Origin of the sequence: Pseudomonas sp. NPDC089407, from assembly GCF_044900445.1 — a bacterium.
Lineage (GTDB): Bacteria > Pseudomonadota > Gammaproteobacteria > Pseudomonadales > Pseudomonadaceae > Aquipseudomonas.
The window spans coordinates 8,132-20,478 of record NZ_JBJDNB010000057.1 but is presented as its reverse complement, the minus strand read 5'-3'; the positions used below and the strand labels follow the sequence as shown (position 1 = coordinate 20,478).

At 62.8% G+C, this 12,347-nt stretch carries 10 protein-coding genes and 1 tRNA gene; 5 read left to right on the top strand and 6 right to left on the bottom strand.

The genetic code is table 11. The annotated features are described in order from the left end of the window. Nucleotides 1-153: 153 nt before the first annotated feature. Genes mksF through mksB form a run of 3 tightly spaced genes read right to left on the bottom strand, consistent with a single transcriptional unit; the run spans nt 154 to nt 4,968 of the window. Nucleotides 154-2,985 (bottom strand): Mks condensin complex protein MksF, encoded by a 2,832-nt coding sequence (gene mksF, locus ACI2KG_RS28420; protein WP_346643361.1) that lies wholly within the window; start codon nt 2,983-2,985, stop codon nt 154-156. After that, nucleotides 2,982-3,689: an Mks condensin complex protein MksE gene (gene mksE, locus ACI2KG_RS28415; protein WP_404664179.1), complete on the bottom strand. Its 708-nt coding sequence runs from the start codon at nt 3,687-3,689 to the stop codon at nt 2,982-2,984. Before mksE ends, mksF begins: the two co-directional genes overlap by 4 nt. Beyond that, the gene (gene mksB / locus ACI2KG_RS28410; RefSeq protein WP_400619215.1) at nt 3,679-4,968 is read right to left on the bottom strand and encodes an Mks condensin complex protein MksB; all 1,290 of its coding nucleotides are present in this window, start codon (nt 4,966-4,968) and stop codon (nt 3,679-3,681) included. Before mksB ends, mksE begins: the two co-directional genes overlap by 11 nt. Nucleotides 4,969-5,458: 490 nt before the next feature. Here mksB and ACI2KG_RS28405 point away from each other — a divergent pair, with 490 nt between their 5' ends. From ACI2KG_RS28405 to ACI2KG_RS28395, 3 genes are all read left to right on the top strand, one after another. Continuing rightward, the gene (locus ACI2KG_RS28405; protein WP_404664178.1) at nt 5,459-6,244 is read left to right on the top strand and encodes an energy transducer TonB; all 786 of its coding nucleotides are present in this window, start codon (nt 5,459-5,461) and stop codon (nt 6,242-6,244) included. Further along, the gene (gene rimI / locus ACI2KG_RS28400) at nt 6,241-6,696 is read left to right on the top strand and encodes a ribosomal protein S18-alanine N-acetyltransferase (RefSeq protein ID WP_025337640.1); all 456 of its coding nucleotides are present in this window, start codon (nt 6,241-6,243) and stop codon (nt 6,694-6,696) included. Before ACI2KG_RS28405 ends, rimI begins: the two co-directional genes overlap by 4 nt. A gap of 586 nt (nt 6,697-7,282) precedes the next feature. Further along, complete coding sequence (locus ACI2KG_RS28395; protein ID WP_404664177.1) at nt 7,283-7,867, top strand: D-Ala-D-Ala carboxypeptidase family metallohydrolase; 585 nt, start codon at nt 7,283-7,285, stop codon at nt 7,865-7,867. Here the strand turns inward: ACI2KG_RS28395 and ACI2KG_RS28390 are convergent. Next, the gene (locus ACI2KG_RS28390) at nt 7,807-8,724 is read right to left on the bottom strand and encodes a LysR substrate-binding domain-containing protein (protein WP_404664176.1); all 918 of its coding nucleotides are present in this window, start codon (nt 8,722-8,724) and stop codon (nt 7,807-7,809) included. The genes ACI2KG_RS28395 and ACI2KG_RS28390 overlap by 61 nt on opposite strands. A gap of 247 nt (nt 8,725-8,971) precedes the next feature. Between ACI2KG_RS28390 and ACI2KG_RS28385 the strand changes: the two genes are divergently transcribed. Beyond that, nucleotides 8,972-9,619 carry a LysE family translocator gene (locus ACI2KG_RS28385; protein ID WP_404664175.1) on the top strand — a complete coding sequence of 216 codons (648 nt, stop codon included), beginning with the start codon at nt 8,972-8,974 and terminating at the stop codon, nt 9,617-9,619. Between the two features lie 77 nt (nt 9,620-9,696). Here ACI2KG_RS28385 and ACI2KG_RS28380 read toward each other — a convergent pair. Together ACI2KG_RS28380 and ACI2KG_RS28375 are read right to left on the bottom strand one after the other, a co-directional pair. After that, nucleotides 9,697-9,773 (bottom strand) — tRNA-Met (locus tag ACI2KG_RS28380). A gap of 95 nt (nt 9,774-9,868) precedes the next feature. Then, the gene (locus tag ACI2KG_RS28375; RefSeq protein WP_404664180.1) at nt 9,869-10,792 is read right to left on the bottom strand and encodes a FecR family protein; all 924 of its coding nucleotides are present in this window, start codon (nt 10,790-10,792) and stop codon (nt 9,869-9,871) included. Between the two features lie 193 nt (nt 10,793-10,985). On the opposite strand from ACI2KG_RS28375, the gene ACI2KG_RS28370 reads away from it, so the two are divergent. Next, nucleotides 10,986-12,200 carry an MFS transporter gene (locus ACI2KG_RS28370; RefSeq protein ID WP_404664174.1) on the top strand — a complete coding sequence of 405 codons (1,215 nt, stop codon included), beginning with the start codon at nt 10,986-10,988 and terminating at the stop codon, nt 12,198-12,200. The last annotated feature ends 147 nt before the right edge of the window (nt 12,201-12,347 follow it).

Below are 12,347 nucleotides of genomic sequence, written 5' to 3'. Positions count from 1 at the left end.
AGGCTGAGATGGCTGTGAGCTTGAACTGCTCTGTGTATTTGCCCATAGGTCCCCCAAGGGTTGGATTTTTTGTCCAACTTCTTGGGGGCAGTCCATACCTGTGGGAGCTGGCTTGCCGGCGATGGGGCGCAAAGCGGCCCCATCACACCGATATCAGGCCAACTCTTCGGCCTGATCCTCACGTACAACCGCCTTCACCTCATCCAGCCGGCTGATGAACTTCCAGTCCGCCTCGTCGATGTAGATGCCATTCGGCCCGCTGCCACCTTCCAGGTCGATCGCCACGCGCGCCGATACCTGCGGCTTCACGCTCGCCAGAATCGGCACAAAGCCCAACTGCAAGCTGGTTTCCAGCAGCGCTGCCTGGTTGCGTTCGTCGATGTCGGCCGCTTCGTCCAGGTAGTACGGCAGGCGAATTCGCCCGGCCAGGTCGCGGTCCATCAGGTGCAGCAACAGGTACATGTTGGTCAGCGCCTTGATGGTCATGGTGGTGCCGTTGGACGCCGCGCCGTCGATGTCGGCGTGGATGATCGGCTGGCCGTTGACCTTGGTAATTTCAAACGCCAGCTCGAACAGGTCCTTCAGGCCCAGCTGGTTGTGGTTGGCCGCCACCAGCCGTGCCAGGTACTCCTTGGCCTCTTCGTTCTTGTTGTCCTGCTCGGCGCTCTGGGTCAGGTCGAACACCGACAGGGTTTCGCCTTCTTCGTACTGACCGGCGCTGTGGATGATCTGGTCAATGTGCTTGAGCGCTTCCTTGTTCGGCGCCAGCACCACGCGGAAGCTTTCCAGGTTGGACACCTGGCGCTTGTTGATCTCGCGGTTGAACAGCGCCAGCTGGTGCTCGAGGCTGTCGTAGTCGCTGCGGATATTGCGCAGGGTACGGGCAATGTCGGTGACTGCCGCGCGGCGGGCCTTGGCCAGGGTCAGGGCTTCGTCGGTGCGGTGCGCATAGGCGTTCACCAGCAGCTGCAGGCGTCGCTCCATATCGTCTTCGCTGTCGAACTTGGCCACGCCTTTCAGGCGCACCTGGGCATACAATGCCTCGATCTGGTTGTCGACGCGCTGCAGGCCCTGCCAGCTGTCCTGATAGTCGTTGAGCAGCGGCAGCAGGTTGTCCATCGAGTCGTCGATGGCTTCCATGAACGGCGTGCCGTAGGGCAGGTCGGCCGGCAGCAGCTGGCGACGGCGCAGGGCGTCTTCCAGGGTGCGCTGCTTGGACTCGAGATCACCGATCTGGCGGCCGACCAGCTGCAGCTTGGCCGACAGCTGCTGGACGCGCTCGGTGAAGGCGTCGCTGGAGCGCTTGAGCTCGTCCTGAGCGGCTTCCAGCTGCGACAGCTGCTCGAGTTTTTCTGGCTCTTCGGCGGTGAGGGTTTCGCTGCGACGGAAGTCTTCCAGCGCCTTCTGCGCATCCAGCACTTCTTGGTACAGGGTTTCGGTCTGCGCCTTGGAGGCAGAGCGGTCGGCGGCTACGGCCTGCTGGGTCTTGAGCTGTTTCAGCTCTTTTTCAAGGCGCTCCTTCTGGTCGCGCAGGGCGGCGCGGTCAGCCAGGGCCTGCAGGGCCGGCGGGTCGATGTTGGTCAGGTCGATGGCCAGGCCCGGGGCTTCGAAGCGCTCGCCCTTGAAGCCGTCGAGCACCGCTTCCAGCGATTTTACCCACAGGTCGCTGTCATCCAGCTCGATACCGCGGTCGCCCAGCGGCAGGCTGAACAGCGCGCCGTTGAACAGGCGCATCAGGCGGTCTACGTCCTGCTGCGAGAACTCTTCGCGCAAGCGCGCATAGCTGTTGTTGTCGGCGTGGTCGAGCTGTTGCTTGACCTGCTTCAGGCGTTTTTCCAGGTCGCGCACGCGCTCGTCGAGGTCTTCGGCGCTGAACTGCCGCGACTGGGCCAGGGCGCCGGCCAGTTCGTCGTGGGCGTCCTTGGCGGCCAGCAGCTGCTGCTCCAGGACCTTGACGTCATCGACCAGGGCAAAGCGGTGCTTGAGCACCGACAGCTCGCCCAACCAGCGCTGGATACCGGTGATTTCCCGCTCCAGGCGCATCAGCTCCTGGGTGCCGCCGCGCTGGTCGTTCTGCAGGCGGTCTTGCTCGCCACGGTAGTGCTCGGACTGGATCACCAGCTCTTCCTTGCGCGCCATGGCGTATTCCTGCCAAGTGCCCAGCAGGGTGTCGAGCACCGGCGAAATGCGGTGCAGCTTGCCGCGCAGGATGTCGCGCTGGGCCACACCACCGGCCAGGGCCTCGACCAGCGGGCCGGCAGCGACCAAGGCGTTGTAGTCCTGCTCCATGCGGCGCACGTCGCGGAAGGCTTCCTCGCACGCGGCAATGTAGTCGACGCTGCCCGAACGCAGGCTGTGCTCGAAGGCGTCGAGGAACAGCTGCTTGAGCTTGGCGGCGGTGATTTCGCGCATGTGCAGCAGGTTGATGAACAGCGCGCGGAAGGTTTTCAGGCTTTGCTCGCTGGTGGAGCGCAGTGGGATCATGGTCAGGTCCAGCGGCACCGAAGTGTGGCCGCCAACCAGCAACCGGCGCAGTTCGTCCGGCTTCAGCTCGTAGGCCTTGATGCCAAGGCGTTCAAGGTTGGTGAACAGCTCTTTCTGGCGCAGGCAGGTGTCGTTCTTCTGGTAGTGGGCCAGGTCCAGCTCGCCTTTGTAGGCGAAGAACTGGTGGCCGAAACCGCCGCCCGGGCCACGACCGACCACACCGATGACGTGCGGGCCGTGGGGCAGGCTCAGTTCGCAGAGAATGTACGAGGTGTCGCTGGCAAAGTAGAAGCGGCGCGATTGCTCGAGGCTGTACTTGCCGAAGCTCATGTCCGACATGCGCGCCAGGATCGGGAACTGCAGGGCGTTGATCGACGCCGATTTACCCAGGTTGTTGGCGCCGTACACCGACAGCGGGTGCTCCAGGGGGAACAGGCCGAGGCTGTAGCCGGCGGTGTTGAGCAGTGCAAAGCGGCGGATACCGTAGCGTTCCTGGCTCATGCGTCAATCTCCTGTTGCTCTTCGCGGATGGCCCGGGCCAGGGCGTCCTCTTCGCTTTCCTCGCCGTCGAAGGGCGTGAGGTCGAGCGGGTCGTCGGTGCGGTTGAGTTCTTCGGGGCTTTCTTCCTCGACCAGTACCGGGGTTGGCAGCGGCAGTTCGCTGTGCAGGGTGGCGGCGAGGTCGCGGTCCTGCTGCACCGACAGGCACACATCGAGGAAGCGGTGCATCGGCGGCAGGAAGCGGTAGATGCCGCCTTCTTCATGGGCGAAGCCGAGCTGGGTCATGCGGCGCAGGATTTTTTCCTCCAGCTCTTCCACAGTCTGCACTTCGGCCTGCAGGAACAGGTCGCGGTACTTGTCGAGCAGTGATGGCAGCTCATCGCGGCCGATGCTGCCGCCGTCGAGCACGGCCATCGGGTCGCGGCCCTGGTCGGCCAGGTGCTCGACCAAAATGAAGGTGAACAGCGACAGGCGCTGCGCGGTCTTGTTGACCTGCGCGGCGGTCATTTCCGGGACGAAGTAGTAGAAACCACGGGTATCGCAGACCAGTTCGAAGCCCAAGGCCTTGAACAGGGTGCGGTACTGGTCCTGGAAGTTTGACAGCTGGGCGTACAGCTCGGGGTCGCGGCGGCTGACGTGAAAGCCTTTGAACAGCTCGCGGAAGATCGGTGCGAGCTGGGACAGTTCGGAGAGATCAAGATGCATTGGCTGGGCTCGCATTGGATTCGGTAGGCGTGCTGGCGGCGGCTTCGCGGCTGGAAGTCAGGCCGAACGAGCGCAGGCTGACCAGGTGTTCCTGGGTGGTGTACTCGCGGCGCTCGAGGCGTTCGCGCTTGAAGCGCTTTTCCCGCGACAGGCGCGAGAACCAGTACAGCAGCTCGTCGGTGGCGCCTTCGGGTTCCTGCTCCAGCAGCCAGACCATCAGGTCGGGCAGCGGCAGCGCCTGTTCGCAGCGCTCGAGCATTTCCTTGACGGTACGCGGTGCGCGCGGCGCCTCACCACCTTGCGGTTTGTGCGCCTTGGGGAAGCGCGCCGGCTTGGGCTCGAAGCGGGCCAGGGCGTACACGTAGGCCTCGACCTGGCTGGCACTGCCGAGGAAGGTGCTTTGCGGGCGGGTGAACATCGGCATGGCCGCCTGCGGCACGGCATCGATACCCTTGCGCCGGATCACCGACAGGGCCAGCGCGGCGCCACGGGTCACGGCGTTGTGCCGGCGCGCTTCTTCGCGCAGCGGCAGCAGCAGTTCGCGGGCGTGGCGCAGGGTCAGCTGGGCGCTGGTCTGCATTTCCAGGATGCGCGCATGGGTACGCAGCAGCATGTCGTCATCGACCAGGTGGCCCAGGCGCGCCTGCTCGCCGAGCAGCTTCAGCAATACCGTCTCGACCTTGCGCACGCCTTGTTCGAAGGCGCCGTCGGCGTTGACCAGCTGGATCATCGGCTCGACGTATTCGTCCCAGGTTGCCAGTACTTCGGCGTAACGCTGGCGCAGCGGGATCTGGCGGTTGCTGGTCTTGGCCCGTTCGGCCACGGCCACCAGCGCCTGCTCATCGTTGTCGAGCTTTTTCAGCACATCACGCACGCGCATGTCGAGCAAACGCAGCTGGCGTGCCAGGTCGTCACTGTCACGGTTGTCGAAGGCGTCCTGGATGTGCCCGGCAAGGCGTTCCAGGTGGCGCAGGTAGGCTTCGATCTCCAGGCACAGGCCCAGCCGGTGTTCGCGGCGAAGGTAGGCGAGGAAGTCGTGGATCTGCGCGTTGAGCTCGAAACGGTTCGGGCTCTTGGCCACCGGGACCAGGATATCCAGGCGGATCCACACGTCGAGCAGCTGGGTAATGTCCTGCGGGGTGCTTTCGACCTGCTGGCGGGCCACGTGCTGGCGCAGTTCGACCAGGCTCAGGGTGCCTTGGTCGAAGCGCTCGCACAGCGGCTCGATCAGGGCCCAGTGTTCGGCTAGGGCGCGCAGGACGCGCTTGGGTTCGATCATTGGCTTCGACTCGTTGCCAAGAAAAAGGGGGCGATTGTACTGCATCCGGGGGGGAGGTTTTCACCCCTTGGTCTGTAATGGGGGATAACCCTGATTTTTATAAGGGTCAGGTGTAGGGCTGGGTGTAAGGCTGGGTGTAGGCCCTGGCATTTGTGTTGGTGCTGAGATCGAGCGCCGCCCGCGCGGCGCTTCGCGGGGCAAGCCCGCTCCCACATCTGTTTCGGGCCAGTTATTCCTGCTTCCTCCGCACTCGCACCCTGGGTGCATGACAGGAGATTGATGAAGAGCAGCGGCGCCCCCTTGAATATCGAATGGAACAGACAAGGCGGGTAGAGAAGACCTCACAGGAGAGACTGGCCCGAAACAGATGTGGGAGCGGGCTTGCCCCGCGATGCGCCGCGCGGGCGGCGCTCGGTCTGACAGGCGCTGCAAAAACCAAGGCATACACGTTAGAATGCCCAATTGCCTCCACCCCTCGGAACCCCGCACCTTGCTCACCGAACCCCGTCGCCGCGCCTTCCTTTCCGCCATGCAAGTGGTGCACTGGCTGCCGCGCGCCGAACTGCCGTTCGCCGCACCGTCTCGGCCCGAGCTGTTGCTACCCGTGGCGCCTGTCGAGGACATCGACTTCGACGTCCGCCCGGCACCCGCAGCCAACGATGCGCCGGCTACCCCCCAGGCGCGCTCTGGCGAGCGGCCGAAAATCGAAATCCCGCGCCCGGGCAATGTGCCCAAACCCGTCGCCAAGCCCGTGGAAGCCGAGGAGCAACCAGCGCCACCGCGTCCGGCCCCGGTTCCGCCACCGCGCTTCGCGTTGCAGTTGTTGCGTGCCGGCAGTTGCTTGCTGCTGGTGGAGCTGGCTACCGGCCAGCCGTTCCAGAGCCGCGATCCGTCGTACCTGCTGCTAAAGGACATGCTGCGCGCCGCCGGCCTGCCCGACGCCCCGCAGATCATCGGCGAGCCGGTGCGCTGGCCGCTGCTGGTACGCGGCAACATGGATCAGGGCCCGGAGGCCGCGCGTGATTTCGTCCTGGGCTTTGTCCAGGCCCGCCTGGAAGACGCCCCGTGCAGCTGCCTGTGGCTGGTGGGCCTGCCGGCGGCACGCTTCGCCGCCAATGCCGATGCAGAAGCCTATTACCAAACCCTGAAGCTCGACGGCCTGGGCGACGCCTGGGTGCTGCCGGGTCTTGAACTGTTGATGGACGAGCCGCAACGCAAGGCGGACGTCTGGAAAGCCATGCGCCAGCTAATGGCGCGCTGGAAGCGCGTTGAATGAGTGATTCGATCAGTTTCCGCCCGATGACCGAGGCGGATCTGGATGCCGTACTTAAGATTGAATATGCCGCGTTCAGTCATCCCTGGACCCGCGGAATCTTTCAGGATGCGCTGAAATCGTACGAAGTCTGGCTGATGTTCGACGGCCAGCAGCAAGTGGGCCATGGGGTGATCAACGTGATCATCGACGAAGCGCACCTGCTCAACATTACCGTCAAGCCGGAAAACCAGGGCTGCGGCCTGGGCCTGCGCCTGCTTGAGCACCTGATGGCCCGGGCCTACCAGCTCAATGGCCGCGAATGTTTCCTGGAAGTGCGCGCCAGCAACCAGTCGGCCTACCGTTTGTACGAGCGCTACGGTTTCAACGAAATCGGCCGCCGCCGTGACTACTACCCGGTCGCGGGTGGGCGTGAAGATGCGCTGGTGATGGCCTGCACCCTGCTTGAAGATTGAGAATGCGGGGCTGATTCATGAGCTGTATTTCGCCTTCACCAGTACGCTGACACTAGTGCTGGGAGCCACTTGTATTTCGCGCCAGCTATCAAGTGATAGAGCACGTTGTTGCCATTCACAAAGCAGACGGTACGCAAGGATTTCTTTCCTGAAAACGAAAAAACCGGCACTACGCTAATGCCTGTCAGTCAAGAAATTTGGGCCGCATGGCGGCCCATCGCCGGCAAGCCAGGCTCCCACAGATAAGACGCATGGCTTGAAATTGATGCGGTCGGGTGGGAGCTGGCTTGCCGGCGATGGGCTGCGCAGCAGCCCCAGTATCCTTAACTGACTGGCAGAAGGCACCAGGCCGGTTTTTTCACCTCAACAGCCGACGAACTTAATCATCGCGTACGAGGTTGAGTAGTGATTGGGATCATGCCACGTTGGCTGAGTCAGTCAATGAGGGGCAGGATCCGGCGAACGGGACCATGATGGCTGACATTGGCCGGTTATGGGGGATCAATGCCGCGCAATTGTATTTCGCTGCGTTGCGCAGGAAATGGCCTGAAACATCAGTGTCGATCACATTGGCAGGAGCGCCGATATGAGTACTACAACGTACTGGATGCTGTTACTGAGTATTATGTGGGGTAGCTGGGCCCACGCCGACGAACGCGACATCTGGATGTTCGCCCAGTGGGCCGGCGACCATCAAACCCGGCCCTTCCGTGAAATGCTGGTGGATGCGCGCCTTTATGGCGTTGTGCCCATTCACCAGCTGCTGCGCTCGGCCTCGGACTGGAAGCTGTGCCACGCGTCGCCGTTTGCCGTGCCGCCGGCCAGCAACTGGCCTGCCGTACGTTCGACCCTCTCATTGCTCAAGGCCCTCGACGAGCAAGGCGTCCTGCGCCAGTTCGAGGTGGTTTCCGCGTACCGTGAGCCGCGCCTGAACACGTGCGCCGGCGGTGCGACCAACAGCGCCCACACGCGCGCTTTTGCCGTGGATATGCTGCTGCCGGCGTGGGCCGACCCCAACCCTTTGTGCCGCTTCTGGCAGCAGCATGGCCAAGCCTGGAACATGGGGCTCGGACGCTATCCGTCAGGTCGCATCCATGTGGATACCGCCGGCTATCGCACTTGGGGCGGCGATGGCAGCCCCGGGTCGTCGTTCTGCATCAAACCCAAGTGAGCCAGGCAATCTTCGCATTCGGCCGTCACCCACGCGGTGAAGCGCTGGCGCTTGCCGCTGTCGGCCAGGGGCTGCGGGCTAAGCAGGTGGTAGGCCGAGCCGTCGCGGACGAAGCCGAATGGCGCCTGCAACTGTCCGCTGTCGAGCTCGTCGCACACCATCAGGGCTGAGGCCACGGCCACGCCCAAACCGGCGCAAGCGGCCTGGATCGACAGGTAGAAATGCTCGTAGTCACTACGTTCGCTGTGCCGCGCTTGCTGGCCGCTCAGGCGTAACCAGATGGGCCAGGCAGCGGGGCGGGTGGCGCTGTGCAGCAGGCGTTGGCCGTCGAGTGGGGTAGGGGAGGCAGGGTGGCACACCGGGCCGATCCATTCATCACAGATCTTTTGATTGAACAGCTGCTTGTCCCAGTGGAAGTCGTCGCGGCGGATAGCCAGGTCGACACCACTGCGGGCGAAGTCCAGCGGCCCGCCAGCAGCCACCAGATGCAGATGCAGGTCGGGGTGGGTGGCATGGAAGCGCGGCAGGCGCGGTATCAGCCAGCGCATGGCGATGGTCGGCTCGCAAGACAGCACCAGCACATTGTCGCGGGCCTGGTGCTGCAAGCGCTGCACGGCGCCTTCGAGCTGTTCGAAGATTGCCTGGGTGGTGTCTTGCAGGGCGCGGCCGGCCGGGGTCAGGAAGATGGCCCGGTTGCGGCGCTCGAACAGTTCAACGCCAAGGCTTTCTTCAAGCAGGCGCACCTGGCGGCTGACCGCGCCGTGGGTGACGTGCAGGTGTTCGGCGGCGCGCACGAAGCTTTCGGTTTGGGCGGCGATGTCGAAGTAGCGGAAGGCGTTGAGCGGGGGCAGTTTCATGGCATTCCTGTGTTGCCTGTGCTGGCCTCTTCGCGGATGAACCCGCTCCCACAGGTACGGCGCTGGTCCAGAGAACTGCGCTGTACTTGTAGGAGCGGGTTTACCCGCGAAGAGGCCGGCACAGGCTGTGTATATCTGTGAGAAAAACTAGCAGATTTACCTCACGATAAATCGATTTTTACCTCTCCATAAGCGCTCGATAATCACCGCACATGTGCATTTCCATCGCCTATCGAGAGCCGCCCGCATGACCGAACTGATCGCCGTCGCCCTGTTCACCCTTCTCGCTGTCATCAGCCCCGGCGCCGACTTTGCCATGGTCACCCGCAGCAGTTATGCACAGGGCCGCCAGGCCGGGCTTGCCGCCGCTGTGGGCATCGCCCTGGGGGTGCAGGTGCACGTGCTGTACACGGTGCTGGGCATCGCCGTGATCATCCGCCAGAGCCCGGCGCTGTTCCTGGTCATGAAAGTGTTGGGCGCCGGTTACCTGCTCTACCTGGGCTACAAGTCACTGACCAACACCGAGCGGATCAGCCTCGAGGGCGATACCCAATCGGCAGCCAGCGTGTTGCAAGCCCTGCGCATTGGCTTTCTGACCAACGCCCTCAACCCCAAGGCCATGCTGTTCGTCATCAGTGCCTACAGCCAGGTGGTACAACCCGGTAGCCCGCTGAAACTGGCTTTTGCCTATGGCGCCTTCATGTCCGTTGCCCACTGGCTGTGGTTCAGCCTGGTTGCAGTGTTTTTTTCCAGCCCGGTTTTGCGCAAGGCGATGATTGACCAGCAAGTACTGGTGGATCGGGTCATTGGCTTGGCATTAATCGGGCTTGGCCTGGCAGTGGCAGTGAGCGGGGGCGTTGACGCTTCAACAGCATCGCTTCCACAGACACCGTGAAGTGCCAGTTTCTAGCGGGTAACTTTTTCGCAGGCAAAGAAAAAGGGCTTACCTTGCGGTAAGCCCTTCGTCTTGTTTGGTGGCTACACAGGGACTTGAACCCCGGACCCCAGCATTATGAATGCTATGCTCTAACCAACTGAGCTATGTAGCCGATGGCGCGCATTATTCTCTTGAACGCCCCCCCTGTCAACACTCATTTCAAAAAAAATTTGCACGCTTTCAAAAACTTAGCGGCCAGGCCCGGTTTTAGCGGACTACAAGCCAGTGCCCGAGCACGCTCTGCAGCTTTAGATGCTGGGCGGCGGCCAAAGATTGCAGGCTTGCATCGGGCCGGTCGAGGTTGAAGTCGCCGCTCACCCGTCGATGGGCCACGTGTTCATCCATCAGCCACAAGCGCTGACCTTGGTAGCCGGCAAGGCGCTCCAGCACCTGGCCCAATGGCATGTCGGTGGCCTTGAGGTGCCCGTTGCGCCAGCTGTTGGCGGTTTTAAGGTCTGCCTTCTGCACCGGGTCGATACGCGTCTCATCGAAGGTTACCCGTTCACCGGCCGAGACCATGCGCTGCTCCCCTCCCTGAATGACCATGGCGTTGCCGCTGATGACCACCAGTTCGTCATGGCTGGGGTGGCGAGCGACCTGCAAGCGGGTGCCGAACACCTGGATACGTGCGTTGCCCACTTTCACTTCCATGGCTCGCCCATCAAGCATCACTTCCAGGTACACCTGGCCCTGCACCAGATGCAGCAGGCGCGTGCGGCTGCGCAGGTCAACGTTCATCGCGCTGGCGCTGTCCAGGGTCAAGGTGGTGCCGTCTGCCAGGCGTATGCTGCGGCGCTCGCCGACGTCGGTGTGCAACTCGCTGGCCAGGCGCTGCATCAGCGGCCAGTACAGATAGGCTGCCGCGCCCAGCCCCAGCAGGAACAGGAGCGCCAACCATCTGCCCAGGTAACTGCGCCGCACGGTTACTTGCCGTGGGCAAGGGCGGGCGGGTGCTGGTTGCAGCTGTTGCCAGAAGGTTTCCAGTTCGGCGTAGGCGTGGGCGTTTTCGGCTTGCTGGCACCATGCCGCGAATGCCTGGCGCTGGGTTTCGTCACAACCGGGCTGACGCAACAGCGAAAACCACTCCAGCGCTTCCTGCTGTGGGTCGGGCTGCAGCTGCTTGGCGGGCATCGGGCTCATGGGTTCGGTCTGCTCACGATAGGGGCCTGTTCGCCCAACGATGACAGGAATAAGGAGCAGAGGATGCTAATTATATTGAGAACCATTTTCAAGTACGTTGCGACAGAGGGATAAAAAAGGTAGCTATGTATCTATTTGTTTCTCGATAATCGGATCCTAAACCTGAGGACGGAGATTTAGGCAAATGGCCACTAGTAGTGCCTCCACCGCATCCACCCCGGCAGCGGCAAGCCAAACCACGCCGCTGGTGATGCGCATCATCGGCTTCTGCGCCCTGGCGCATTTGATCAACGACCTGATCCAGTCGGTACTGCCGGCGATCTACCCGATGCTCAAGGCCAACTACGACCTGAGCTTCGCCCAGATCGGCATGATCACCTTGACGTTCCAGATCACTGCCTCGCTGTTGCAGCCCTGGGTCGGCTTCTTTACCGACCGTCGGCCTGCGCCGAACCTGCTGCCGCTGGGCACCCTGTGCACATTGGTGGGTATCGTGATGCTGGCCTTTGTTGGCAGCTTCCCGATGATCTTGCTGGCGTCGGCGCTGGTGGGCATCGGCTCGTCCACCTTCCACCCGGAGACCTCGCGTATCGCGCGGCTGGCTTCGGGCGGGCGCTTTGGTTTGGCCCAGTCCACCTTCCAGGTCGGCGGTAACACCGGTTCCGCCCTGGGCCCGCTGCTGGCGGCTGCGATCGTCATTCCGTTCGGCCAGACCCACGTAGCCTGGTTCGGCCTGGCCGCGCTGTTCTTCCTCGGCGTCACCCTGATGCTGCGTAGCTGGTACAAGGAGCACCTCAACCAGGCCAAGGCGCGCAAGGCGGTGCAGGCCACCCATGGTATTTCGCGCAACCGGGTGATTGCGGCGCTGATCGTGCTGGGCCTGTTGGTGTTCTCCAAGTACTTCTACATGGCCAGCTTCACCAGTTACTTCACCTTCTACCTGATCGAGAAGTTCGGTGTATCGGTGGCCAGCTCACAGTTGCACCTGTTCCTGTTCCTCGGTGCGGTGGCGGCCGGTACCTTCTTCGGCGGGCCGATCGGTGACCGCATCGGGCGCAAGGCAGTCATCTGGTTCTCGATCCTGGGCGTGACGCCGTTCACCCTCGCGCTGCCGTATGCCGACCTGTTCTGGACCACGGTATTGAGCGTGGTGATCGGCTTTATCCTGGCTTCGGCGTTTTCCGCGATTGTGGTGTATGCGCAGGAACTGGTGCCGGGTAGTGTGGGCATGATTGCCGGGATCTTCTTCGGCCTGATGTTCGGCTTTGGCGGCATTGGTGCTGCGCTGCTGGGCTATGTGGCGGACCTGCGTGGCATTGAATACGTTTATGGCGTGTGCTCGTTCCTGCCGCTGTTCGGGTTGTTGGCGGTGTTCTTGCCGAATACCGGTAAGCGCTGAGAATACCGGGCTGCTTCGCAGCCCATCGCCGGCAAGCCAGCTCCCACACCGACCGCATTGACCTCAAGCCATGTGCCATACCTGTGGGAGCCTGGCTTGCCAGCAATGGGGCCTGAACAGGCAACAGAAGACAGTTGCACCCACCTC

What these genes read in the sequence shown, in the direction of transcription:
- ACI2KG_RS28390 (WP_404664176.1), bottom strand. Translation starts at nt 8,724, where the DNA reads ATGAAACTGCCCCCGCTCAACGCCTTCCGCTACTTCGACATCGCCGCC.
- mksB (WP_400619215.1), bottom strand. Translation starts at nt 4,968, where the DNA reads ATGATCGAACCCAAGCGCGTCCTGCGCGCCCTAGCCGAACACTGGGCC.
- ACI2KG_RS28370 (WP_404664174.1), top strand. Translation starts at nt 10,986, where the DNA reads ATGGCCACTAGTAGTGCCTCCACCGCATCCACCCCGGCAGCGGCAAGC.
- mksF (WP_346643361.1), bottom strand. Translation starts at nt 2,985, where the DNA reads ATGAGCCAGGAACGCTACGGTATCCGCCGCTTTGCACTGCTCAACACC.
- rimI (WP_025337640.1), top strand. Translation starts at nt 6,241, where the DNA reads ATGAGTGATTCGATCAGTTTCCGCCCGATGACCGAGGCGGATCTGGAT.
- ACI2KG_RS28375 (WP_404664180.1), bottom strand. Translation starts at nt 10,792, where the DNA reads ATGCCCGCCAAGCAGCTGCAGCCCGACCCACAGCAGGAAGCGCTGGAG.
- mksE (WP_404664179.1), bottom strand. Translation starts at nt 3,689, where the DNA reads ATGCATCTTGATCTCTCCGAACTGTCCCAGCTCGCACCGATCTTCCGC.
- ACI2KG_RS28385 (WP_404664175.1), top strand. Translation starts at nt 8,972, where the DNA reads ATGACCGAACTGATCGCCGTCGCCCTGTTCACCCTTCTCGCTGTCATC.
- ACI2KG_RS28395 (WP_404664177.1), top strand. Translation starts at nt 7,283, where the DNA reads ATGAGTACTACAACGTACTGGATGCTGTTACTGAGTATTATGTGGGGT.